20 protein-coding genes are annotated in these 24,261 nt (G+C 62.1%); 15 read left to right on the top strand and 5 right to left on the bottom strand.

Annotation, left to right across the window (positions count from 1 at the left end; translation table 11 throughout):
* Position 1: 1 nt before the first annotated feature.
* The 12 genes from EIY71_RS23910 (at position 2) to EIY71_RS23855 (ending at position 15,065) form a co-directional block, all read left to right on the top strand.
* Positions 2 to 1,171 (top strand): alginate biosynthesis protein Alg44, encoded by a 1,170-nt coding sequence (locus EIY71_RS23910; RefSeq protein WP_102717124.1) that lies wholly within the window; start codon positions 2 to 4, stop codon positions 1,169 to 1,171.
* Positions 1,172 to 1,180: 9 nt separating this feature from the next.
* Complete coding sequence (algK, locus tag EIY71_RS23905) at positions 1,181 to 2,587, top strand: alginate biosynthesis TPR repeat lipoprotein AlgK (RefSeq protein ID WP_134023422.1); 1,407 nt, start codon at positions 1,181 to 1,183, stop codon at positions 2,585 to 2,587.
* A complete protein-coding gene (locus tag EIY71_RS23900) occupies positions 2,584 to 4,071 on the top strand; it encodes an alginate export family protein (RefSeq protein WP_007957309.1) in 1,488 nt (495 codons plus the stop codon). Before algK ends, EIY71_RS23900 begins: the two co-directional genes overlap by 4 nt.
* 26 nt (positions 4,072 to 4,097) lie before the next feature.
* Complete coding sequence (gene algG / locus EIY71_RS23895; protein ID WP_134023420.1) at positions 4,098 to 5,669, top strand: mannuronan 5-epimerase AlgG; 1,572 nt, start codon at positions 4,098 to 4,100, stop codon at positions 5,667 to 5,669.
* A gap of 10 nt (positions 5,670 to 5,679) precedes the next feature.
* Positions 5,680 to 7,131, top strand: coding sequence for an alginate O-acetyltransferase (locus EIY71_RS23890; RefSeq protein WP_134023418.1), 1,452 nt, complete (start codon positions 5,680 to 5,682; stop codon positions 7,129 to 7,131).
* Between the two features lie 8 nt (positions 7,132 to 7,139).
* Positions 7,140 to 8,264, top strand: coding sequence for a mannuronate-specific alginate lyase (locus EIY71_RS23885; protein WP_134023416.1), 1,125 nt, complete (start codon positions 7,140 to 7,142; stop codon positions 8,262 to 8,264).
* Between the two features lie 363 nt (positions 8,265 to 8,627).
* Complete coding sequence (locus EIY71_RS23880; RefSeq protein WP_011332552.1) at positions 8,628 to 10,193, top strand: MBOAT family protein; 1,566 nt, start codon at positions 8,628 to 8,630, stop codon at positions 10,191 to 10,193.
* 10 nt (positions 10,194 to 10,203) lie between these two features.
* Positions 10,204 to 11,376, top strand: a complete 1,173-nt coding sequence (locus EIY71_RS23875) for an alginate O-acetyltransferase (RefSeq protein WP_039769444.1) — start codon at positions 10,204 to 10,206, stop codon at positions 11,374 to 11,376.
* Between the two features lie 15 nt (positions 11,377 to 11,391).
* On the top strand, positions 11,392 to 12,048 hold the full coding sequence (locus EIY71_RS23870; protein ID WP_064593524.1) for an alginate O-acetyltransferase AlgF: 657 nt from the start codon (positions 11,392 to 11,394) through the stop codon (positions 12,046 to 12,048).
* Positions 12,049 to 12,150: 102 nt separating this feature from the next.
* Complete coding sequence (locus EIY71_RS23865; RefSeq protein WP_011332549.1) at positions 12,151 to 13,602, top strand: mannose-1-phosphate guanylyltransferase/mannose-6-phosphate isomerase; 1,452 nt, start codon at positions 12,151 to 12,153, stop codon at positions 13,600 to 13,602.
* A 139-nt stretch (positions 13,603 to 13,741) separates the two neighbouring features.
* Entirely contained in the window at positions 13,742 to 14,206 is a 465-nt protein-coding gene (locus tag EIY71_RS23860; protein WP_007957299.1) for a hypothetical protein, read from the top strand.
* Between the two features lie 34 nt (positions 14,207 to 14,240).
* Entirely contained in the window at positions 14,241 to 15,065 is an 825-nt protein-coding gene (locus EIY71_RS23855) for an SDR family oxidoreductase (RefSeq protein ID WP_134023414.1), read from the top strand.
* 132 nt (positions 15,066 to 15,197) lie between these two features.
* On the opposite strand, the gene EIY71_RS23850 is transcribed toward EIY71_RS23855, so the two are convergent.
* Entirely contained in the window at positions 15,198 to 16,079 is an 882-nt protein-coding gene (locus EIY71_RS23850; protein ID WP_134023412.1) for a LysR family transcriptional regulator, read from the bottom strand.
* Positions 16,080 to 16,188: 109 nt separating this feature from the next.
* Between EIY71_RS23850 and EIY71_RS23845 the strand changes: the two genes are divergently transcribed.
* Both EIY71_RS23845 and EIY71_RS23840 read left to right on the top strand, forming a co-directional pair.
* Complete coding sequence (locus tag EIY71_RS23845) at positions 16,189 to 17,559, top strand: MFS transporter (RefSeq protein WP_134023410.1); 1,371 nt, start codon at positions 16,189 to 16,191, stop codon at positions 17,557 to 17,559.
* On the top strand, positions 17,556 to 17,954 hold the full coding sequence (locus EIY71_RS23840) for a DUF4440 domain-containing protein (RefSeq protein ID WP_129972987.1): 399 nt from the start codon (positions 17,556 to 17,558) through the stop codon (positions 17,952 to 17,954). Before EIY71_RS23845 ends, EIY71_RS23840 begins: the two co-directional genes overlap by 4 nt.
* A 44-nt stretch (positions 17,955 to 17,998) precedes the next feature.
* Here the strand turns inward: EIY71_RS23840 and EIY71_RS23835 are convergent, their stop codons facing one another.
* From EIY71_RS23835 to EIY71_RS23820, 4 genes are read right to left on the bottom strand one after another with little or no spacing between them, the layout of a single operon-like run.
* Positions 17,999 to 18,862, bottom strand: a complete 864-nt coding sequence (locus EIY71_RS23835; protein ID WP_134023408.1) for an HlyD family secretion protein — start codon at positions 18,860 to 18,862, stop codon at positions 17,999 to 18,001.
* Positions 18,863 to 18,872: 10 nt separating this feature from the next.
* A complete protein-coding gene (locus tag EIY71_RS23830) occupies positions 18,873 to 19,073 on the bottom strand; it encodes a DUF1656 domain-containing protein (protein WP_003221811.1) in 201 nt (66 codons plus the stop codon).
* On the bottom strand, positions 19,063 to 21,255 hold the full coding sequence (locus tag EIY71_RS23825; RefSeq protein WP_134023406.1) for an FUSC family protein: 2,193 nt from the start codon (positions 21,253 to 21,255) through the stop codon (positions 19,063 to 19,065). Before EIY71_RS23825 ends, EIY71_RS23830 begins: the two co-directional genes overlap by 11 nt.
* Before the next feature lie 10 nt (positions 21,256 to 21,265).
* Entirely contained in the window at positions 21,266 to 22,777 is a 1,512-nt protein-coding gene (locus EIY71_RS23820; RefSeq protein WP_085746980.1) for an efflux transporter outer membrane subunit, read from the bottom strand.
* 182 nt (positions 22,778 to 22,959) lie between these two features.
* Here EIY71_RS23820 and EIY71_RS23815 point away from each other — a divergent pair, with 182 nt between their 5' ends.
* A complete protein-coding gene (locus tag EIY71_RS23815) occupies positions 22,960 to 23,928 on the top strand; it encodes a LysR family transcriptional regulator (protein WP_134023404.1) in 969 nt (322 codons plus the stop codon).
* The last annotated feature ends 333 nt before the right edge of the window (positions 23,929 to 24,261 follow it).

Genomic DNA, 24,261 nt, shown 5'->3' with positions numbered 1-24,261 from the left:
CATGAATACCGCCGTCAACGCCAACGTAGTGCATGAATCCGAAGCCCAGCGCCAGCACGCCCGTGTGAAAATCCCGGCCAAGCTGCGTTTCTTCGGCCCCGACCGGACTCCGGTTGAAGCGCGGGTCCTCGACCTGTCCGCCGGTGGTCTGGCGTTCAACGCCGGACAACTGCCGCTGACCGTCGGCGAGGTGTACAAGGCGCGTCTGCAGTTCGTCATCGACAACCTCGGCCTGGCCATGGACGTTGAACTGCAAGTGCGCTCCTTCGACCGCCAGACGGGTCGTGCTGGCTGCCAGTTCCAGAACCTTGAACCGCAGGACATTTCGACCCTGCGTCACCTGATCACTTCGCACCTGGCCGGCGACATCGTCAGCATCGGTGAAGTGCTGGCGACCCTGCAGCGCGACAACTTTACCAAGGCCCGCAAGGTCAAGGACGGCGACTCCGGCATGACCCCGTTCGGGCGTCTGAAAGCGGTGACGTTCAGCGCCGGTATCTTCGCGGTCGGCCTGGTGGCGGCGGGTTTCATTTTCAAATCGGTGTACAGCATGTACTTCGTCAGCCACGCCCAGGCCGGTCTGGTCAGCGTGCCGGGCATGAACATCACCATGCCGCGCGACGGCACCGTACAGAGCCTGGTGAAGTCCGACGGCGTCGCCGCAAAAGGCGCACCGCTGGCGACGTTCAGCACCAGCATGCTCGACGTACTCAAAGGTCACCTGGAAGAAGATCAACTGTCCCCGGCCAAGGTTGAAGAACTGTTCGGCAAGCAGATGACCGGCACCCTGACCTCGCCCTGCGATTGCACCGTGGCCCAGCAACTGGTGGCCGACGGTCAATACGCGAGCAAGGGCGACGTGATCTTCCAACTGGTGCCGCGCAACACCCAGGCCACCGTCGATGCGCGCTTCTCCTATCGCCAGTTCGGCGACGTGCGTCCGGGCACCCCGGTGAGTTTCCAGATCGCCGGCGAAGACAAGACCCGCACCGGCAAGATCGTCAGCAGCACCAGCCTGAAAAGCGCTGACCTGTCCTCCGACATCCGTGTGCAGATCCAGCCTGACGAGCCGCTGGACAGCCGCTTCGCCGGCCGCCCGGTGGAAGTCAACAGCGACCGTGGTCCGAACCTGAACTGGCTGATCGACAAAGCCATGGCTGCCGGTCTTTAAGTCGAGGACATGCCCGTGACGAGCCCTATCAGAATCCTGCCGGTCCCGCTGACCCTGGCCATGGCAATCGCCCTGGCCGGTTGCGCCGGCCTGCCCGACCAGCGTCTGGCCAACGAAGCGCTCAAGCGCGGTGACACCGCGACCGCCGCGCAGAACTACCGTGCGCTGGCCGACCTGGGTTACAGCGAAGCCCAGGTGGGCCTCGCCGATATTCAGGTCGACAGCCGCGACCCGGAACAGATGAAACAGGCCGAAGCCACCTACCGCGCCGCCGCCAGTGTTTCGCCGCGTGCCCAGGCCCGACTCGGCCGCTTGCTGGTGGCCAAGCCTGGCTCCACCGAAGCCGAACATCAGGAAGCCGAAAGCCTGCTGAAGAAAGCCGCCGCCAGTGGCGAAGGCAACACGCTGATCCCGCTCGCGATGCTGTACCTGCAATTCCCGCACAGCTTCCCGAACATCAACGCCCAGCAGCAGATCGATCAATGGCGCAAATCCGGTTACCCGGAAGCCGGTCTCGCTCAGGTGCTGCTGTATCGCACCCAGGGCACTTACGACCAGCATCTGGATGACGTGGAAAAAATCTGCAAGGCCGCGCTCAACACCACCGACATCTGCTACGTCGAGCTGGCCACGGTCTATCAGAAACGTGGCGCGCCGGAGCAACAGGCCGAACTGATCAAACAACTGCAGGCCGGTTACAGCCGCGGCACCGTCAGTGCTCAACGGGTGGATTCCGTGGCCCGTGTGCTGGCCGATTCGACCCTGGGCAAGACCGACGAAAAAACCGCGCAGTCGCTGCTCGAACCGATCGCTCCAGGCTACCCGGCGTCGTGGGTCACCCTCGCGCAACTGCTCTACGACTTCCCGGAACTGGGCGACACCGACCAGATGATGAAGTACCTGGACAACGGCCGCGCCGCCGACCAGCCGCGCGCCGAGCTGTTGCTGGGCAAGCTCTACTACGAAGGCAAACTGGTCCCGGCCGACGCGAAAGTCGCCGAGGAACATTTCCAGAAAGCCGTCGGCCGCGAAGTCGCCGCCGACTACTACCTCGGCCAGATCTACCGCCGTGGCTACCTGGGCAAGGTCTATCCACAGAAGGCCCTCGACCATCTCCTGACCGCTGCGCGCAACGGCCAGAACAGCGCCGACTTCGCCATCGCCCAGCTGTTTTCCCAAGGCAAGGGCACCAAGCCCGACCCAGTCAACGCTTACGTGTTCAGCCAGTTGGCCAAAGCCCAAAACACTCCGCAAGCCGATGAGCTGGCGACCACCCTCGCCGCGCAACTGCCGCCCGAGCGCCTGGCCGAAGCCCGGCGTCTGCTGCAACAGGAACAGGCGACCCGTGGCGCCCTGAGCCAGAACACGCTGCAACTGCACGCCCTGCAAGAAGAAGACGGCGAGGAAAAATTATGAAATTGAATCCCTTTGTGAAGGCCGGCATTGGCCTCACGTTCGCGCTGATCTGGTCTTGCCCGACCCTGGCCGCGATGACTGAATCGAAGAACTTCGGCCTCGAGGTGAAAATCACCGGCCAGTCCGAAGACGACCGCGACCTCGGCACCGCCAGCGGCGGCGACGTCAACGGTGTCGGCCTCGACCTGCGTCCGTGGGTCTACGGCGAAAGCGGCGCGTGGAGCGCGTACGCCATGGGCCAGGCCGTAACCTCGACCGACATCATCGAGACCGACACCCTGCAGCAGTCCGACAGCGACGGCACCCAGACCACCGACAACGGCGACCGCAAGACCAAGAAAAACTACCTGGCGATGCGCGAGTTCTGGGTCGGCTACAGCGGCCTGACGCCCTACCCCGGCGAGATCCTCAAGTTCGGTCGCCAGCGTCTGCGCAACGACGACGGCCAGTGGCGCGACACCAACATCGAAGCGCTGAACTGGACCTTCGACACCACCCTGTTGCGGGCCAACGCCGGTGTCGCCGAACGCTTCAGCGAATACCGCACCGACTTGAAAGAGCTGGCGCCGAAAGACAAGGATCGCCTGCACGCCTACGCCGATGCCGCTTACCAGTGGACGCCGGGCAACTGGGTCGGCATTCGCGGCCACCACACCCATGACGACGGCAAGCTCGACTATCCGGAGCCAGGCGTGGCCGGCGATTCGCTGGACAAGAAAGAAAACGGCGACATCAGCTGGCTCGGCCTGACCGCCGACAGCGACGCCTATAACTGGCGCAACACCAACACCGTCAACTACTGGGGCAGCATCACCGGCATGAGCGGCGACCGCGACACGGTCAACGCCCTCAACGCCGATGGCACTCGTCCGGCGCAAGCCAAGCGCAGTGACAACGTCGACGGCTGGGCCACCGACATCGGTGTGCGTCTGCGCCTCGATCCGCAATGGCAGGTCGGTGCGGCATATGCCCGTGCCAGCGCCGATTACGAACAGAACGGCCTGGAAAGCAACCGCTCGAACTACACCGGTACTCGCTCCCGCGTACACCGATTCGGCGAAGCCTTCCGTGGCGAAATGAACAACATGCAGACCGCCACCCTGTTCGGTTCGTGGATGCTCAACGACCAGTACGACGCCAGCCTGATCTACCACAAGTTCTGGCGCGTGGACGGCAACAAGCCGGTGGGCAGCAACGGCATCAACGCCGTGGAAAACAACACCGACGACGTCACCGGCGCGATCCTCTCCAGCACCTCGCTGCCACTGCAGGACGGCAACAAGGATCTGGGCCAGGAAATGGATCTGGTGGTCACCAAGTACTTCAAGCAAGGCTTGCTGCCGGCAGCGCTGAGCCAGTCGATCGACGAGCCGTCGGCGCTGGTACGTTTCCGTGGCGGTGTGTTCAAGCCGGGTGATGCCTATGGCAGCCAGGTCGATTCGTACATGCACCGCGCGTTCATCGACGTGATCTGGCGCTTCTGATGCAAACCGCCAAGGGAGTGCCCGACATGAACAGTGCCCGCAAAGGCTCACTCAGCCTGCTGGCCGGCGCGATGCTGCTGGCCTCGGCCGGCGCCTTCGCCAGTGTGGAACCGGCCAAACCCGCGACCACCGCCAAGGAGCTGCAACAGGCCAAGACCTACACCGTCAGCAGCGCGCCGACCGAAGCGCTGGAACTGGCCAAGCCGAAATTGCCCGACCTCTCCGGCTACACCGCCGAAGCCGCCGCCGCGAAAATCGTGCGCAGCAAACCGGGCAAGATCAGCGTGCGCCGGATGATGCAGGAAGACGCCCTGAAGGACTTCATCGGCGGCGACAACAAGATGGCCGAATGGGTAGTGCGTCAGCACGGCATCCCGCAGGCGATCTTCGTCGACGACGGCTACATGAACCTGAAAGAGCTGGCGCAGAAACTGCCCAAGCAGTACTTCAGCGAAACCTCGCCAGGCGTGTATCTGGCCAAGCTGCCGATCGTGGTCGGCCGCAAAGGCATCCTCGAAATCGACGGCCAGACCCAGGAGTTGCGCCTGTCCCAGGAGGCCGGTTCGTTCCTGGTCAACGACGGACAGCTGTTCGTGCGTGACACCAAGGTCACCGGCTGGCGCGAGAAGGACAACGGCCCGGCAACCTTCCGTTCGCCGAAGGAATTCCGGCCGTTCCTGCTGGCCTGGGGTGGCACCGAGACCTACATCGTCAACAGCAAGATGGCCAGCTTCGGCTACGCCAACAGTAAGTCCTACGGCGTGAGTATTTCCCAGTACACGCCGAACATGGCCAAGGTGCTCAAGCGTCCCGAGCCGACCGGCTGGATCGTCGGCTCCGAGTTCTCGGACATGTGGTACGGCTTCTACTGCTACGAGACCCGCGACTTCGTGGTCAAGGGCAACACCTACAAGGACAACATCGTCTACGGCATCGACCCGCACGACCGTTCCCACGGTCTGATCATTGCCGAGAACACGGTGTACGGCACGAAGAAGAAGCACGGGATCATCATTTCCCGTGAAGTGAACGACAGCTTCATCTTCAACAACAAAAGCTACGACAACCACCTCTCGGGCCTGGTGATCGACCGTAACAGCGTCAACAACATCATTGCCTACAACGAGATCTACAAGAACCACACCGACGGCATCACCCTCTACGAGTCCGCCGACAACCTGCTGTGGGGCAACAAGGTCATCAGCAACAAGCGCCACGGCATCCGCATTCGTAACAGCGTGAACATCCGCCTCTACGAAAACGTCGCCATGGCCAACGGCCTGACCGGCGTCTACGGGCACATCAAGGATCTGACCGACACCGACCGTGACATCAAGCTCGACCCGTTCGACGCCCAGGTCTCGCTGATCGTGGTCGGCGGTGAACTGGCGGCCAATGGCAGCGGCCCGCTGTCGATCGATTCGCCGTTGAGTGTCGAGCTGTATCGCGTGTCGATGCTGGCGCCGACCAAATCCAGCGGCATCAGCTTCAACGGCATCCTCGGCGAGCGCCAGGATGAAATTCTCGACCTGCTGGTGCGCCAGCAGAAAGCCGTGCTGATCGACCCTGTCGAACGCCAGACCGAATTGCAGGACTGAGGATAATTTTATGCACCCACACCTGATCAAATTACTCAGCCTGTCGGCCCTGACCGTGGGCATTCTGGCGGCCAGCAACGGCGCCCGCGCGGACGAAGTGAAAGCGCCGACGTTCACCGCCGAGCCGTGCTGCAGCCTGTGCCCGGCCGCCCACGACGCGAAGAACTACACCACCCGCTACCAGCAGAACTTCACCACTCTGGTGCAGGCGCAGGGCGACTGGCTGTTCCGGACCCAGGAAGATTTGCGCACCGAGTTCAACACCACCCCGGCCGGCTACAAACGCCTGCAACAGCTGCACGATGCGTTCAAGGCCAAAGGCGTCGAACTGGTGATCGTCTACCAGCCAACCCGTGGTCTGGTGAACCGCAACAAGCTCAACCCGGCGGAAAAAGCCGCGTTCGATTACGAGAAAGCACTGGGTAATTACAAGACCATGCTCGGCCGTTTCGCCAAGATGGGTTACGTGGTGCCAGACCTGTCGCCGCTGACCAACGAGTCGCTGCCGGACACCCTGCCCGCCCACGACTTCTACTTTCGTGGTGACCAGCACTGGACGCCGTACGGTGCCCAGCGCACGGCGAAAATCGTCGCCGAGAAGGTCAAGCAGATCCCGGCCTTCGCCGACATTCCCAAGCGTGAGTTCGAAACCAAACGCTCCGGACGCATGGGCAAGACCGGCACCCTGCACAACATGGCCGGGCAACTGTGCGGCACCAGTTACGCGATCCAGTACATGGACCAGTTCACCACCGAGCCTAAGGGCGAAGCGGGTGACGGCGACCTGTTCGGTGATTCCGGCAATCCGCAGATTACCCTCGTGGGTACGTCGCACAGCGGCAAGAACTACAACTTCGCCGGCTTCCTTGAAGAAGCCATCGGCGCCGACATTCTCAACGTCGCCTTCCCCGGCGGCGGTCTGGAAGGTTCGATGCTGCAGTACCTGGGCAGCGACGAATTCCAGAAGACGCCGCCGAAAATCCTCATCTGGGAATTCTCGCCGCTGTACCGCCTCGACCAGGAAACCATCTATCGCCAGATGATGGCGCTGCTCGACAACGGCTGCGAAGGCAAAGAGGCGCAAATGTCCGCCAGCACCACGCTCAAGCCGGGCGGCAAACAAGAACTGCTGGTCAACAGCAAGAACCTGAACCTGCAGAACAGCAGCCATCAGGTCGACATCCGCTTCGCCGACACCTCGGTGAAAACCCTGCAAGCCACCCTCTGGTACATGAACGGTCGCCACGAGGACATCAAGATCGAGAAACCGGAAACCTCCGACACCGACGGTCGTTTCGCCTTTGAGTTGCGCACGGACGAAGACTGGGCCTCGCAAAACCTGCTGGCGGTCGAAGTCCAGGGCCCGGAAGCGGGCACCGCGCCACAGAAAGTCGAAGCGAAAATCTGCAAACGCAACGTATTCCCGGGCGCTGGGCCACAAACCGCTCAGGTCGGGCAATGAGGTCTGCTATGCGAAATCCGAAACTGAAAACTCTTCTGGCGCCGACGCTGCTCGGGCTGGCGATCTTCGCCGGCACTGCGCAGGCCGCCGCACCACTGCGTCCGCCACAGGGCTACTTCGCGCCTGTGGATAAATTCAAGACCGGCGACAAGAGCGAAGGCTGCGATGCAATGCCGACGCCCTACACCGGGCCACTGCAATTTCGCAGCAAATACGAAGGCTCGGACAAGGCCCGCGCGACGCTGAACGTGCAGTCGGAAAAAGCCTTTCGCGACACCACCAAAGACATCACCACACTTGAGCGCGGCACTGCCAAACGGGTGATGCAGTTCATGCGCGACGGTCGTCCGGAACAGCTCGATTGCACGCTGAATTGGTTGACTGCCTGGGCCAAGGCCGATGCGTTGATGTCGAAGGATTTCAACCACACCGGCAAGTCGATGCGCAAATGGGCGCTGGGCAGCATGGCCTCTTCGTACATTCGCCTGAAGTTCTCCGACTCCCATCCGCTGGCCCAGCACCAGCAGGAAGCCCAGGTGATCGAAGCCTGGTTCAGCAAAATGGCCGATCAGGTGGTCAGCGACTGGGACAACCTGCCGCTGGAAAAAACCAACAACCACTCGTACTGGGCAGCCTGGTCGGTGATGGCGACGTCGGTCGCGACCAACCGCCGCGACCTGTTCGATTGGGCAGTCAAGGAATACAAGGTCGGCGTCAATCAAGTCGATGCCGACGGTTTCCTGCCGAACGAACTCAAGCGCCAGCAACGCGCCCTCGCCTATCACAACTACGCCCTGCCGCCGCTGGCGATGATCGCCAGTTTCGCCCAGGTCAACGGTGTGGATCTGCGTCAGGAAAACAACGGCGCGCTGAAACGTCTGGGTGACCGGGTGCTGGCCGGGGTGAAAGACCCGGATCAGTTCGAGAAGAAGAACGGCAAAGAGCAGGACATGACCGACCTGAAACAGGACATGAAATTCGCCTGGCTGGAACCGTTCTGCACCCTCTACACCTGCCCGCCGGATGTGATCGAGAAAAAGCATGGCATGCAGCCGTTCAAGACCTTCCGCCTCGGCGGCGACCTGACCAAGGTCTACGACCCGTCCCATGAAAAGGGCAACAAGGGATCGTGAAAAGCGAAAGGCAAAAGCCCCTCACCCTAGCCCTCCCGAAACGTCGGACCGCCCGGAGGGAGAGGGGACTGACCGAGGTGCTTTTGAGAGATCCGCCGACCTGAGCTACCGAGTGGTTCTCAGGTTTTGAAAGCGATCGAAACAAGGGGCCATTGGCTGCAATAGGAAAGACCGAGCCGATCTCAATTTTGGCAACAACCGAGATCAGGCTCCCTCTCCCTCCGGGAGAGGGCGGGGGGTGAGGGCTGCGGTCGCAAGGCCACCCACAACCGTCGAAGAAACACCGTTTCACCCCTCCAACATCACGGGGGGGTTGGGGGGGCTTTGGCCCTTGACTGTTGGTTCAAACATGGAGAGATCGGGATGGTATTTTCATCCAACGTGTTCCTGTTTCTGTTCTTGCCGATCTTTCTCGGCTTGTACTACCTGAGCGGGCAACGCTATCGCAACCTGCTGCTGCTGATCGCCAGCTACGTGTTCTACGCGTGGTGGCGGGTGGACTTCCTGGCGCTGTTCGCCGGCGTCACCCTGTGGAACTACTGGATCGGCCTGAAAGTCGGCGCCGCCGGCGTGCGCAGCAAACCGGCCCAGCGCTGGCTGTTGCTCGGCGTGGCGGTGGACCTGTGCATCCTCGGCTACTTCAAGTACGCCAACTTCGGCGTCGACAGCATCAACGCGATCATGACCTCGATGGGACTTGAGCCGTTCATCCTGACCCACGTACTGTTGCCGATCGGTATCTCGTTCTACATCTTCGAGTCGATCAGCTACATCATCGACGTCTACCGCGGCGACACTCCGGCCACCCGCAACCTGATCGACTTTGCAGCGTTCGTGGCGATCTTCCCGCACCTGATCGCCGGCCCCGTGCTGCGCTTCCGTGACCTGGCCGATCAGTTCAACAACCGCACTCACACCCTCGACAAGTTCTCCGAGGGCTGCACGCGGTTCATGCAGGGTTTCATCAAGAAGGTCTTCATCGCCGACACCCTCGCCGTGGTGGCCGACCATTGCTTCGCCCTGCAAAACCCGACCACGGGCGATGCCTGGCTCGGCGCGCTGGCCTACACCGCACAGCTGTATTTCGACTTCTCCGGTTACAGCGACATGGCCATCGGCCTGGGCCTGATGATGGGTTTCCGCTTCATGGAAAACTTCAAGCAGCCGTACATCAGCCAGTCGATTACCGAGTTCTGGCGCCGCTGGCACATCAGCCTGTCGACCTGGCTGCGTGACTACCTGTACATCACCCTCGGCGGCAACCGTAAAGGCACGCTGATGACCTATCGCAACCTGTTCCTGACCATGCTGCTCGGTGGTCTGTGGCACGGCGCGAACATCACCTACATCGTCTGGGGTGCGTGGCACGGCATGTGGCTGGCGATCGAAAAAATGCTCGGCCTCAACACCGCGCCGCGCAGCCTCAATCCGATTCGCTGGGCGCTGACCTTCCTGCTGGTGGTCATGGGCTGGGTGATCTTCCGCGCCGAGAACCTGCACGTTGCCGGCCGCATGTACGGCGCGATGTTCAGCTTCGGCGACTGGTCGCTGTCGGAACTCAATCAGGCCAGCCTCACCGGCCTCCAAGTCGCGACCCTGGTTGTGGCTTACGTGACTCTGGCGTTTTTCGGCCTGCGCGATCTGTACACCAATCAGCCGCCTGCCAAGAGCAAACCTGAGGTCAACGTCGAGGCCAATGGCCCGGCCACAGCGACTCCGGGAATGATCAAGGCAGCCCCGGGCGAAAACCCGGCGAGCATCCACGAGCCTGGCTACACCGTCGGCGTCGAAGCCCAGGTGCAACCGGCCTACTGGACCGCGGACTGGTCGCGCTACGTGATGCGCGGACTGATCCTGCTGCTGTTCATCGCCTCGATTCTCAAACTCTCGGCGCAAAGCTTCTCGCCGTTCCTTTACTTCCAGTTCTGAGGGATCTGACATGACCCGCTCATTACGCATCTTCTACATCGCACTGTTTCTGGTGACCCTGCTGGTGCTCGGTCTGTGGTCGGTGCGCAGCTTCTTCGGCTTCAGCACCAACGCCGATGCGACGGTGCTCAACGGTCGCTGGACCAAAGCCGTGGAAACCCACTACGACGACGAATTCCCGATCAAGCGTCTGGGCACCAATCTCTGGGCCGCGCTGGATTTCAAACTGTTCAACGAAGGTCGTCCGGGCGTGGTGCTCGGTCGCGATCAGTGGTTGTACAGCGATGAGGAATTCAACCCGATCGTCAACGAAGAGCTGAACCTGCAAGGCAACTACGCGCTGGTCGAAGGCGTGCGCCAGACCCTGAAAGAGAAAGGCGTGAAACTGGTGATGGCGATCGTGCCGGCCAAGGCTCGCCTGTACCCGGAACACCTGGGTGAAGTGAAACCGGCAAGCATCCACGCCAACCTCTATCAAGACTTCCATGCCCGTGTCGCGGCGGACAAGATCCTCGCCCCCGACCTGCTCGGCCCGCTGCAAGCGGCCAAGCAAAACGGTCAGCAAGTGTTCCTGCGCACCGACACCCACTGGACCCCTGAAGGCGCGGAAATCGCCGCCAACACCCTGGCCAAGACCATCGCCGACAAGTTCCCGCTCAGCGGCGAGCCGCAGCGTTTCGTCACCACCCCGGCGGAGAAGGTCACACACAAGGGCGACCTGCGTCTGTTCCTGCCGCTGGATCCGCTGTTCGAAAACCTGATGCCGGCCAAGGAACCGCTGCAAAAGCGCAACACCGTAGCCGTCGAGCAGCCTGCCGGGGACGACGCCCTGTTCGCCAACAGCGAAGTGCCGGTGGCCCTGATCGGCACCAGCTACAGCGCCAACCCGAACTGGAACTTCGTCGGGGCGCTCAAGCAAGCGCTGCACAGCGACGTGGTCAATTACGCAGAAGATGGCCACGGCCCGATCCTGCCGATGCTCAGCTACCTGAAAAGCGATGACTTCAAGAACAGCCCGCCACAGGTGCTGATCTGGGAGTTTCCTGAACGATATCTGCCTGTGAACAACGAAATCGGCGACGCCGACCCGCAGTGGGTCGCAGAGCTTAAACAAGCCGGTGCTCGCCAACAAAACGTAGCCATCAACACTAAATCCGAGACGCCCGATCGGGCGCAAAACTGAAAGAGAGGTAACACCATGACTTTCACTACAACTCCTCGTCGTCTCGCCAAACGCTTCGCTCTGGTTGCCGGTCTGAGCGTGCTGTCGGTCCAGGCCTTCGCCGGTGGCGACGCTGCGCTGTACGGCCCGACTGCACCGAAAGGCTCGACCTTCGTGCGCGTCTACAACGCCAGCAACGCTGAAGTCAGCGCCACCGTCGGCAGCACCAATCTGAGCGACGTCGCGCCGCTGGCCAGCAGCGACTTCAGCTTCATGCCGGGCGGCGACTACAGCGCCAAGGTCGGCAGCCAGACCCTGCCGGTGAAACTCGCCGGTGACCACTACTACACCCTGGTCAACAACGCTTCCGGCGCGCCGCAACTGATCGAAGAACCGCCGTTCAAGAACAAGCAGAAATCCCTGGTGCGTGTGCAGAACCTCAGCGACAAGTCGCTGACCCTGAAGACCGCCGACGGCAAGACCGACGTGGTGCCGAACGTGGCCGCCAAGGGCCGTGGCGAGCGTGAAATCAACCCGGTGAAAGTCAGCCTGGCGCTGTACGAAGGCGACAAGAAAGTCGGCGACGTGAAACCGGTCGCCCTGGAGCGCGGTGAAGCAGCCGTGCTGTACGTCACCGGCAACGGCAGCAACCTGTCGCCAGTCTGGGTGAAACGCCCGGTGTCGACTCGCTAATCGCTCGAGCTATCAGCTACAAGCCTCAAGCTGCAAGTGAAGTGCTTCTAACTCGCCGCTTGCAGCTTGCAGCTCCCAACTGCATTTTTAGGAGTAAACAATATGATTCCGGTGATCTTGTCAGGTGGTAGCGGCTCACGTCTTTGGCCGCTTTCGCGCAAGCAGTTTCCCAAGCAGTTCCTCGCCCTGACCGGCGAACACACACTGTTCCAGCAAACCCTCGAGCGTCTGGTGTTCGAAGGCATGGACACCCCGATCGTGGTCTGCAACAAGGATCACCGCTTCATCGTCAACGAGCAGTTGGCCAGCCGCAATCTGGAATGCCAGCGGATCCTGATGGAACCGTTCGGTCGCAACACCGCGCCGGCCGTGGCCCTGACCGCGATGATGCTGGTCAATGAAGGTCGCGACGAATTGATGCTGGTGCTGCCGGCCGACCACGTTCTGGAAGACCAGAAAGCCCTGCAACGTGCCCTCGCTCTGGCCACCGTTGCCGCCGAAAACGGCGAGATGGTGCTGTTCGGCGTGCCGGCCACCAAACCGGAAACCGGTTACGGCTACATCAAGTCCACCGGTGATTCGCTGCTGCCGGAAGGCGTCAGCCGCGTTTCGCACTTCGTGGAAAAACCCGACGTCAAACGCGCCACCGAGTACGTTGAGTCCGGCGGTTACTACTGGAACAGCGGCATGTTCCTGTTCCGCGCCAGCCGCTTCCTCGAAGAGCTGAAAAAGCATGATCCGGACATCTACGACACCTGCCTGCTGACCCTCGAGCGCAGCCAGCAGGATGCCGACACCGTCACCCTGGACGAAGCCACCTTCGCCTGCTGCCCGGACAACTCCATCGACTATTCCGTGATGGAAAAAACCCAGCGCGCCTGCGTGGTGCCGCTGACTGCCGGCTGGAGCGATGTTGGCTGCTGGTCGTCGCTGTGGGAAGTCAACGAGAAGGACGCCAACGGCAACGTCAGCAAGGGCGACGTGGTGATCCAGGACAGCAAAAACTGCATGATCCACGGCAACGGCAAACTGGTGTCGGTGATCGGTCTGGAAAACATCGTGGTGGTCGAAACCAAGGACGCCATGATGATCGCCCACAAGGATAAGGTCCAAGGCGTCAAGCAGATGGTCAACACCCTCAACGCCCAGGGCCGCAGCGAAACCCAGAACCACTGCGAGGTGTACCGTCCGTGGGGCTCGTACGACTCGGTGGACATGGGCGGCCGCTTCCAGGTCAAGCACATCTCGGTCAAGCCGGGCGCATGCCTGTCGCTGCAGATGCACCACCACCGCGCCGAACACTGGATCGTGGTCAGCGGCACCGCCGAAGTGACCTGCGACGAGAACGTGTTTCTGCTCACTGAAAACCAGTCGACCTACATCCCGATCGCCTCGGTGCATCGCCTGCGCAACCCGGGCAAGATCCCGCTGGAAATCATCGAAGTGCAGTCGGGCTCGTACCTGGGCGAAGACGATATCGAGCGCTTCGAAGATATCTACGGTCGCTCTACCCCGATCGAACGCGGCGTGTCGGTGAAAACCATCGCGCAGTAAGCGTTCCGTAAAACAAGAAGTCCCCCGTCCAGCCCGCTGCGTCCCCTATCCGCAGCGGGTTGGGCGGGGGCTTTTTTTTTCGCCAACCGCCTCCAGGCTTAGGTAGGATGAACCTTCCCTGCCCACGAGGTTTCGCGACATGTTCATCGGCGTCTTGCTGGTCATCACCTGGCTGATCCTGCTGTTGCGCTACCCGGCCAAGGCCTTGCCGGTGTCCATGGCCGCCGCCGTTGGCCTCGGGTTGGTGGCGATGTGGGTGGTGTGGCTGGACAACCGCGAGGTCAAGCAACTGGCGCGCCTGGAACTGCGCATCGTCTATGCCCCCGAACACTGCCCCGCCGACCGCCCGCTGCTGCTCAAGATGAACAACGGCAACGACGTGCCGCTGACCGAACTGCGCTGGCGCATCGCGGCGTACGCGCCGGGCGACACCGTGAACCTGGCCGACAACCAATACGCCGCCCCGCGCTATCGCGGCCCCGGTGAATTGCAGCCCGGCGGCAACTGGGAAGACTGTCTGCCGATGCCGCCGTTGCGTCCCGGTTATCGCCCGCAGACCCTGGAGTTTCGCGCCGAGCGATTGCAGGGTAGTTTCTCCGACTGATCCCTCCCCTCACACTTTGCACAAGGAATGCGCCATGCCCGTTGCGTTGATTACCGGTTGTTCCAGCGGCATCGGCCGCGCCCTCGCCGATGCCTTCAAAGGCGCCGGCTACGAGGTCTGGGCCAGTGCGCGCAAGGCTGAAGATGTCGCGGCACTCGCCGCGGCCGGGTTCACGGCGGTGCAGCTCGACGTCAATGACAGCGCGGCGCTGGAACAACTCGCCGAACGGATCAACCAGCAACATGGCGGCCTCGATGTACTGATCAACAACGCCGGTTACGGCGCCATGGGGCCGCTGCTCGACGGCGGCGTTCCGGCCATGCAGCGCCAGTTTGAAACCAACGTGTTTTCGATTGTCGGCGTGACCCGTGCGCTGTTCCCGGTGCTGCGCCGGGCGAAGGGACTGGTGGTGAATGTCGGCAGCGTCTCCGGAGTTTTGGTCACCCCGTTCGCCGGCGCCTATTGCGCGTCGAAAGCGGCGGTACACGCGTTGAGCGATGCGTTGCGCATGGAGCTGGCGCCGTTCGGGATTCGCGTGCTGGAAGTGCAGCCGGGGGCGATTCAATCGAGCTTCGCCAAGAATGCCGGGCATGAAGCCGAACAACTGATCAACGAACAATCGCCGTGGTTTCCGTTGCGTGAAGGCATTCGGGCGCGGGCCAAGGCCTCGCAGGACAAACCGACGCCGGCCAGCGACTTTGCCGCCGAGTTGCTCAAGGCTGTGCAGCAGAGCAAGCCGCCACGCCTGATCCGCATCGGCAATGGCAGCCGGGCGTTGCCGCTGCTGGCGACGTTGCTGCCGAAAGGGTTGCTGGAATCGACGTTGATGAAGCGCTTCGGCTTGCGCGGGCAACTCTGAAACCGCGTCAGCCCCATCGCGGGCAAGCCCGCTCCCACAGGTTTTCGTGTCGTACTGGATATCTGAGTGCCCCGCTAAACTTGTGGGAGCGTGGCTTGCCCGCGATGGCGCCAGTGCAGACACCGCAGAGCTTCACCCCCAGCCCTTCATGAAATCAATGAACGCCCGCACCTTCAACGGCAGGTGCCGGGTGTCCGGGTACAACGCGTATACCCCTTGCTGGGCGAAGCGGTAATCCGGCAGCAAACGCTGTAATCGCCCGGCATCGAGGTCTTCCTGAATCAGCCACTGCGGCAGAATCGCGACGCCTTGCCCGGTCAGTGCAAAGGCACGCAGGGTCGCGGAGTTGTCGGCAACAATGGCAGTGTTTCCCGGTTTCGGCTCGTAGACATGCTCGGTGCCGGCCGGGTCACTGACCGTCATTTCCGGCACTCGCCCATGCCCCAGCGTCGGCATCGACTCCAGCACCGCCAGCGTATCGACCGGCACAAATCGCTCGACCAGCCCCGGCGCCGCCACGGCAAACACCTCGAACGTCGACAACTGCACCGCCCGCAGATTGGAGTCGTGCATGCGTCCCAGGCGAATCGCCATGTCAAAGCGTTCGGAGATCAGATCGGCATGGGTCGAGGACGTGGACAGGTGAATGTTCAGTTGCGGCTGTTGCTGTCGAAACACCTCAAGCGCCGGCACCACCTGAGCCAGCGCGAACTCCACGGTCGTGGTGATGCGCAGGGTGCCCTTGAGTTGCGAGTGCTCCGAACGTGCTTCCTCGATTGCCAACCGTGCTTCGTCCAGCGTGCGCAGGCAGCGCCGATAAAAACGTTCGCCGGCATCGGTCAGGGCCAGTTGCCGGGTGTTACGGGTGAGCAAGGTGACGCCCAACTCTTCCTCAAGACGTTTGAGGTTGAAGCTCACCACCGCCCGCGTCTGCCCCAGCGTGTCAGCGGCGGCGGTCAGCGAGCCGGCCTCGACCACGGCCTTGAAGGTATCGAATCGATCCAGGCTGACCATTTTCGCAGCGCCCCCTGTCAAAATTATTTTGACAAACTAGCAGCCAAACCAGCGTATTTCTATCGCCACCAACGCCCTACCCTGCACGCCTCATCACAGGGAAGCTGCCATGGCCTATCGCTCGAAAGTCGCGCTGGTGTATCTGTTGGGGTTCGCCCTCGACCTGCTGAACATGTTCGCCGCGAGCATTGCCTACCCGGACATTGCCGCGCAGTTGCAGGCCTCGGTGACGCAACTGGCGTGGATTACCAACGCCTACATGCTCGGGCTGACGCTGATCATTCCGATGAGCGTTTGGCTGGCGGCAAAGGTTGGCGAGCGGCGGCTGATCCTCGGTTCGCTGCTGGTGTTCGGGATTGCCTCCGGGCTTATCGCTCAGGCGGGGTCGATTGAAAGCCTGATCGGCTGGCGACTGCTGCAAGGGTTGGGTGGCGGGTTGCTGCTTCCGGTTGGTCAGGCGCTGGCCTATCGGGAGTTTCCGGCAACACAACGTGCACACTTCACTGGCGTGGTTTTGCTGGTGGCGCTGATGGTGCCGGCCCTGTCGCCGGCGGCGGGTGGTCTGATCGTCGAGGCGCTGTCGTGGCGCTGGATTTTCTACCTGAACATGCCGGTGGCGCTTTTCGCTTTCGGTCTTGGCCTGCTCTGGTTGAAAGCGGATCAGACAGCGAGTGAGCGCCCGACACTGGACGCCCGCGGTCTGCTGCTGGCCGTGTCTGCGTTGAGTCTGTTATTGATTGCGGTGAGTCTGGCGAGTGAATCCGCTACCCGACATCTCTCGATGGGTGTCCTGCTGCTCAGTGCCATAACCTTTTGGATCTACCTGCGCGATGGCTGGAACAAACCGGGTGCAGTCCTTGATCTGCAACTGATCAGGAACCCATCATTGCGCCTGGCGATGCTGATCTATCTGTTCGTGCCCGGCATCTTTACCGGCACCAACATGATCGCCGTGTTGTACCTGCACGACCTCGGTTTCGGTGCAGCACAAACCGGGGCGCTGATGCTGTCCTGGGCGGCGGCTTCGGGCGTGGCGATCATGCTGGGTAAACGCAGCTTCAACCGGATCGGCCCCAAGCCATTGCTGATCGCCGGCATGCTGCTGCAATGCCTTGGCATCGTCGTGCTGATGCAGATCGATCAACCCGCCAACGGCCCGCTGATCCTCGCCTATGCCCTGATGGGGTTGGGCGGCAGTCTGTGCAGCGTCACCGCGCAGACCCTGGCGTTTGTCGGTATCACGCCGGAAAAAATGGGCCACTCCAGCGCTCTGTGGAATATCAACCGCCAACTCGGTTTCTGCCTCGGCGCGGCGCTGCTCAGCTCATTGTTGGGCGCGTTGGGGGCCAACGGTTTCAAATACTGCTTTCTCGCCGCTGCACTGCTCACGCTGTTGCCGATGGCCGCCGTGCTGCGTTTCGACTCGACAAAATTACTCGCCCTTCTGCGCTCATCTCACCTTCAGGAAAAATCCACATGACTGACTACGCCGACTATTTTGACGAAGTGATCCAGGCCCATGAGGCCATCGAACGATGGTTTGCCGTGGAGGAAGAAGAGGCCGCACTGGAGCGATTGCTGACGCGGTTTTCGCCCCGGTTTTCCATGGTGACGCCACTGGGGCGAGTGCTGGATTTCGAGGCCTTGCGTGCGCTGTTTCAAATGGCGGGCGGCAAGAAGAGCGGGTTCAGGATCGAGCTCGGCGAGCTTCAAGGAATTGCCTTGCATGAACGCGGCGCGACAGTGAGTTATCGCGAACAGCAGACCGATGCGAGCGGATTGCACACGGATCGGCGTTCAACCGTGGTGTTTGAAAAAGCCGAATCCGGGCGGGTGATCTGGCGGCATCTGCACGAGACGTTTTGCCAGGGCTGACACCGTCCGGTTATGGCGAGGGAGCCTGCTCCCTCGCCAACGAATCATTCGACAGTGTCCTGCTTCACAACAACGGTGCAGGTAATCCCCGCCGCCAGCAACACACCTTCCGGCACTTCATCGATGTGTATCCGCACCGGCACCCGTTGGGCCAGACGCACCCAGTTGAAGGTCGGGTTCACATCGGCGATCAGCTCGCGGCTTTCCGGGTTGTCGCGGTCGTAGATGCCGCGGGAAATACTTTCCACGTGGCCCTTGAGGACTTCGCCGCTCATCAGCTGCATGTCGGCTTTATCGCCGACGCGCACGTGGGGCAGTTTGGTTTCTTCGAAGAAGCCGTAGACCCAGAACGAGTTCATGTCGACCACAGCCATTTTCGCTTCGCCGATGCGGGCGTAATCGCCGCGATGGACGTTAAGGTTGGTCACGTAGCCGTCCACCGCCGCCCGCACTTCGGTGCGCTTGAGGTTGAGTTCGGCGGCTTCCAGTTGTGCCTGGGCCTGTTGGTAATCGGCCAGCGCCGAGTCGGCGATGTTGCTGGCGTCGTCGCGGTTTTCCTTGGAGATCACCAGGTTGTCGAGGTCGGCGCGGCGATGGGCGTTGACCTTGCGCATCTCCCACGTGGCCTTGCGCGAAGCGACCAGCGACTGCGCCTGTTTCACCGCCAGGCGATAGTGCTCGGGGTCGATCTGCATCAGCAGATCACCTTTCTTCACCAACTGGTTGTCGTGCACCGGCACGTCGACCACTTCACCGGTGACGTCGGCCGCGACGTTGATGATGTCGGCGCGGACCCGGCCGTCGCGGGTCCACGGCGTGTTCATGTAGTGCTCCCACAACGTGCGGCCGATCCACAACGCCAGGGCCAGCACCAGCAGGGTCGCGAGCAGGCTGAAAAACTTTTTCATCAGAACGTTCTCAACGGTAGACAGTCAGCGCCATCGCGCCGAACAGACAGGTAAACAGGCTCAGGCGCAGTAGCGCCGGGTGCCAGAAGAAGCGATACAGATCGAACCCCGACAGAAACCGGTCCAGCGCCCAGGCCAGTGCCGCAGCGACGAAAAACATCAGGGTCATGGTCGGCATGTACACGCCGTGGAAGGCGATTTCACGAGGCATGGGCAAGTCCTTCGGGCTTGGCGATGGCGTAGGCAGCAAGGGGCGATTGCGGGTCGAGCAATGAGGTGCGGATGAAGTGCAGGTAGCTTTTCACCCGCCGCAGTGCCGAGGTATCGAAGTGCGGTGCGAACGGCTCGTCGGTGGCGGCGACACGGCTGATCGCGTGATCGACCGCGACCAGCGCGCGTTCGAGATTGCTCGAATTCGGTTGCAGGAACAGCCGCACCAGCGAGCGCCCCATGACCCGGATTGCCTGGCGCCATGGCTGGGATTCGGCATACGCCGGATGCACCGGCAGGATCGCCTGTTCCTTGCGCAACTCGATGATCGCGTGGCCGACTTCCAGCACCACGAACATCCAGCGCAGCAGGTTTTTCTGCACCTGCGGCTGACCGGCCGCCAGCCCATAAGCCTGATGCATCAGGTCGCGGGTACGGCTTTCGAAACTCGACGCCAGGCCCTTGAGTTTGCCGCTGATCGCGTACACCACTTGCCCGCGCAGGTCCTGCTCCAGGCGCTGCCACAACCAGCGGCTGTTCGGCGGCAGAATGATCGCGCCCGCCGCTGCGCAGACCAGCATGCCCATGACCATGGCGATGTAGTCGTTGATGAAGGTGTAGGGGTTGTAGATCGTCAGGTTGTCCGGCACCGAACCGGTACTGAAAAAAATCAGCAGCCCGAGGCCGACACCGGCGTATTGCGGCCGCGAAGCGAGGAACGATCCAAGCACGATCACCGGCGCGAGCATCATGCACAGCAGCGGAAAACCGTCGATCCACGGGAAGATGAAAAACATCTCGACGAAGCCGATCAACGCCCCGAGGAACGTGCCGCAGGCCATCTGGAAGGCCATGCGTTTCGGGTTCGGTGTCGCCGCCGAAAGGCCCACGGTGGCCGCGGCGATCAGGGTCATGGTCGCGCCGCTCGGCCACGCAGTAGCGACCCAGTAACTGCCAAGCACGATCAGGATGAATGACGCACGAATCCCCGAAGCCGCTGCGGCCCACCAACTGGTTTGCGGAGTGAACGGCTCGTCCCAGCGCTCGCGTTCGTGGCTGTGATCGGCCAGCGACGCGTGGGTCTGTGCATAACTGTGCAGGTCGTCGACGAAGCGATAGAGCAGCTCATACGCGGTGTGGAAATCCAGTTGCTCGGCGTCGCTCGGTTCACTCTCCTGGAAGATCGCCCGCAGACTGCGCACCCGCGCCGGCAAGCCTTCCTTGTACGCCGCCAGCGCCAGCACCAGACGCGCCGCATCCGGGCTGGTCAGGGCGCGGCCACTGAAGCCGTCGAGCACTTCGGCCAAGTCCTGCAGGCCCGGTTTGATCGCCGCTTCCACATGATCGGCACCGTTGTTGCGCAGGCGTTCGAGCAACTGGTGCAAGGCGTTGAAACGGGTGGTGATGCCCATGAACTCGCTGTTCAGGCGACTGAGCCGGCCGTTGCGTCGACGCATGTGCGGGTCTTCGAACACGGTCACGCTGCGCAGCCCTTCCAGCCCTACCGCTTCGGCGATGAAGCGTACGTTGCTGGCCTCGAACGACTCCGGTTTGCTGCGCCCGCGCAGGCCATCGGTGACGAACAACGCGAACACACCGAAGCGCTGATACAAGGCGTTGCGCATCGCGGCGCTGGCGGTTTGCGGCAGGAACGCGGCACTGACCAGGGTCGAACAGAGAATACCCAGCGAGATTTCCAGCACCCGCCACACCGCCGCCATGAACGCACCGTCAGGATGGGCCAGCGCCGGCAGACCGACCATCGCGGCGGTGTATCCGGCCAGCACAAAACCGTAGGCGCGAAAGTTGCGGCAGCGGGCGGCGCCGGCCGAGCAGATGCCGACCCAGATCGCCAGCGAACCGAGAAACAGTTCGGTGTTCTGGGCGAACAGCGAAATCAGCGTGACCATCATCGCCGACCCGGCCAGAGTGCCGAGGAAGCGATAGAAACTCTTGGCGAACACCTGACCGCTTTGCGGCTGCATGACGATGAACACGGTGATCATCGCCGTGCGCGGTTGCGGCAATTCCAGGCGCATCGCCAGCCACAGGGTCAGGAACGCGGCAATCAACACCTTGAAGATGTAGACCCAGGTCACGCCATCGCTGCGCGCCCAGTCGAAGAAACCCCGGCGCCATTCCAGGGAGTAGAGCCAGCGCAAAGGTGCGGGCAAGGGAGTCATTAAGTCTTGCTCAGTGGTCGAGGGCTTGAAGAAGGGCCGGGGTTTTCGGTGCAGCGGTCTGCTCGGCTGTCGGTACGTCTTTACCCGCACCAAGGCCACCACCCAATGCCGTCACCAGTTCCGCATGGGCGCTCAAGCGCGCCGCCTGCACCTGCTGCTCGACCTGCTGCTGTTTGAACAGCAGGGTCTGGGCGTTAAGCACGTTGAGGTAATCGGTGAGGCCGCGCTGGTAGGCGATCATCGCGATGTCGTAAGTCTTCTGCGCGGTGGCCACCGATTCGGCGGCGAACGTCTGCTGCTTGTCCATCGACTCGCGGCGGATCAACTGGTCCGAGATGTTCTTCAGCGCATTGACCAGTGTCTGGTTGTAATGCGCGACGGCGATGTCATAACCCGCCGAGGCTTCGCCCAGTTCGGCACGCAGTCGCCCGCCGTCGAAGATCGGCAGCGAGATCGCCGGCCCGACGTTGTAGTTGAGCTTCTTGCCGGTCAGGAACTCCAGCGCCCCGCCGCCGGTGGCCATGTAGCCGAGGCTGCCGACCAGATCGACGTTGGGGTAGAACCCGGCATGCGCGACCTCGATCCCGCGCGCCTGCGCCGCCACTTGCCAGCGACTGGCGACCACGTCGGGACGCTGGCCGAGCAGTTCGGCGGGCAATGCCGACGGCAGTTTCAACGCCGCGCCGAGGGACAGGGTCGGACGCTGCAACTGCGCACCGGCGCCCGGGCCTTTGCCGGCCAATGCCGCGATCTGGTTGCGGCTCAGAGCGATCTCTTCGTCCAGTGCATCCAGTTGCCGATGGGTTTCCGGCAGCGGGGTTTCGGCCTGGCTGACTTCAAAGTGCGTACCAATTCCGCCGTTCAGGCGTTTCTGCGCCAGCTCGAGAATCTGCTGTTGCTGCTTGAGCGTCGCCGCCACGATGTCGCGCTGGGCGTAATGCAGCGACAGCTCGATGTAGGCGCGCACGATGTTGTTCTGCAATTCGAGCTGCGCCTGACGCGCCTCGGCCGCGCTCATGTGCGCCAGATCGACGGCCCGCTCGGTGCTGTTGCTTTCACGCCCCCAGAGGTCGAGGGCATAACTGAAACCCAGCGCGGCGTTGTTGTCCCAGGTGGTGCTGTTGGCCAGCTCACCGGGACCGTAGAACTGGTCGGTCGGCCAGTTGTGGCGCTTGAGGGTCGACTCGCCATTGATCTGCAACGACTCGGCGGCTTCGGCGACACCGGCCAGTGACCGGGCCTGACGCACGCGCGCGGCGGCCATGGCCAGGGTCGGGCTGCCTTGCACGGCAAGGTCGATCCAGCGATTGAGTTGCGGGTCACCGTAGACTTGCCACCATTGGGCGGTGGGCCAGTTTGCGTCACGGGCGGCGTGGGCGATGGCCTCGTCGGTGGCCAGTTCATTGGCCTCCAGAGCCTTGCCCTGCGGGGCAATTCCTCCGGTTCCAATGCAGCCGCCGAGACCTAACGAAAGAGCCAGAACACTGAGCGGCAAAAGCGCTCTGTTGATGCGACGCGGCACTGCTGCGAATTCCTGAGGTGGGAGATGTTTCGAGGTGGGCGCAATTCTAGGGGGGTGCCATGACGGCGATAAGCTGGGAATCCTGTGAATCTTTGTTACCGTTAACGAGATAATCCCTTGGTCGGGGGTCTCAGCCCCTGAAACTTCGTGTCACAATTTGCCATCTCCCTTGAGAGCACCCCATGGACACTTTGCAAAACATGCGCGCCTTCAGTTGTGTAGCCGAAGCCGGCAGCTTCACCGCCGCCGCCGTGCAACTCGACACCACCACCGCCAACGTCTCGCGCGCGGTCTCCAACCTTGAGGCCCACCTGCAAACCCGCTTGCTCAACCGCACGACCCGCCGGATCGCCCTCACCGAAGCCGGCAAGCGCTACCTGCTGCGCTGCGAGCAGATCCTCGCCTACGTCGAAGAGGCCGAAGCCGAAGCCAGCGAAGCCCACGCCCGCCCGGCCGGACAGTTGAAAGTGCACACCATGACCGGTATCGGCCAGCACTTCGTGATCGACGCCATTGCCCGCTACCGCAAGACCCACCCCGACGTGACCTTCGACCTGACCATGGCCAACCGCGTGCCGGACCTGCTCGACGAAGGCTACGACGTGTCCATCGTCCTCGCCCGCGAACTGCCGGACTCGGGCTTCGTCTCGCAACGCCTGGGCATCACCTACAGCATCGTCTGCGCCTCCCCGGCCTACGTAAAAGCCAACGGCTGTGCACAAAAACCCAGCGACCTGCTGAACCACGCCTGCCTGCGCCTGGTGAGCCCGGTGATCCCCCTGGAAAAATGGGCCTTCGACGGCCCTGACGGCCAGGAAATGGTCACCATCAACAGCTCCCCCTTCCTGGTGAACTCCGCCGACGCGATGAAAAGCGCGATCACCAGTGGCATGGGTGTCGGTGTTTTGCCGGTGTACGCCGCGATTGAAGGCTTGCGCAATGGCTCGCTGGTGCGGGTCATGCCCAACTACCGCTCGCAGGAACTGAACCTGTACGCGATCTACCCGTCGCGGCAGTATCTGGATGCGAAGATCAAGACCTGGGTTGAATACCTGCGTGGATCGTTGCCAGAGATATTGGCGGGGCATCAGGCGGAGTTGGCGGCTTATGAGATGAGTGGGAGTCTGGCGGGGGGGCGGATGGCGAATTGATTTGGCCGGCCTGAAAAATGGGGGAATACGGAGGGCGCCAACCCCTCACCCTAGCCCTCTCCCAAGGGAGAGGGGACCGACCGAGTTGTTTGGGAGAAGTACGCCGATATGACACACCGAGGTGAATTCGGGTTTTAAAAAAGCACACATTCCGTCTCTGCTTTGGCTTCCCACCACTCAACACGATGAGCGTTAGCTCGAGTACCGCTTTTGACGTGCCGGCCCCATCGGAAGGCTGAGTGGAGGGATTTATCCGGGGGTGGGAGCGCAGCGACCGTGCGGCGAAGCCGCATGCATCGAGAGGAGGTGCAGCGAAGCAAACCGTAGGCGATG

This window comes from Pseudomonas sp. CH235, assembly GCF_004368175.1.
In the GTDB taxonomy this organism is placed as follows: Bacteria; Pseudomonadota; Gammaproteobacteria; order Pseudomonadales; family Pseudomonadaceae; genus Aquipseudomonas; species Aquipseudomonas paraglycinae.
Note: the sequence above shows the minus strand (reverse complement) of the source record. Positions and strands in the feature narration are given on the sequence as shown.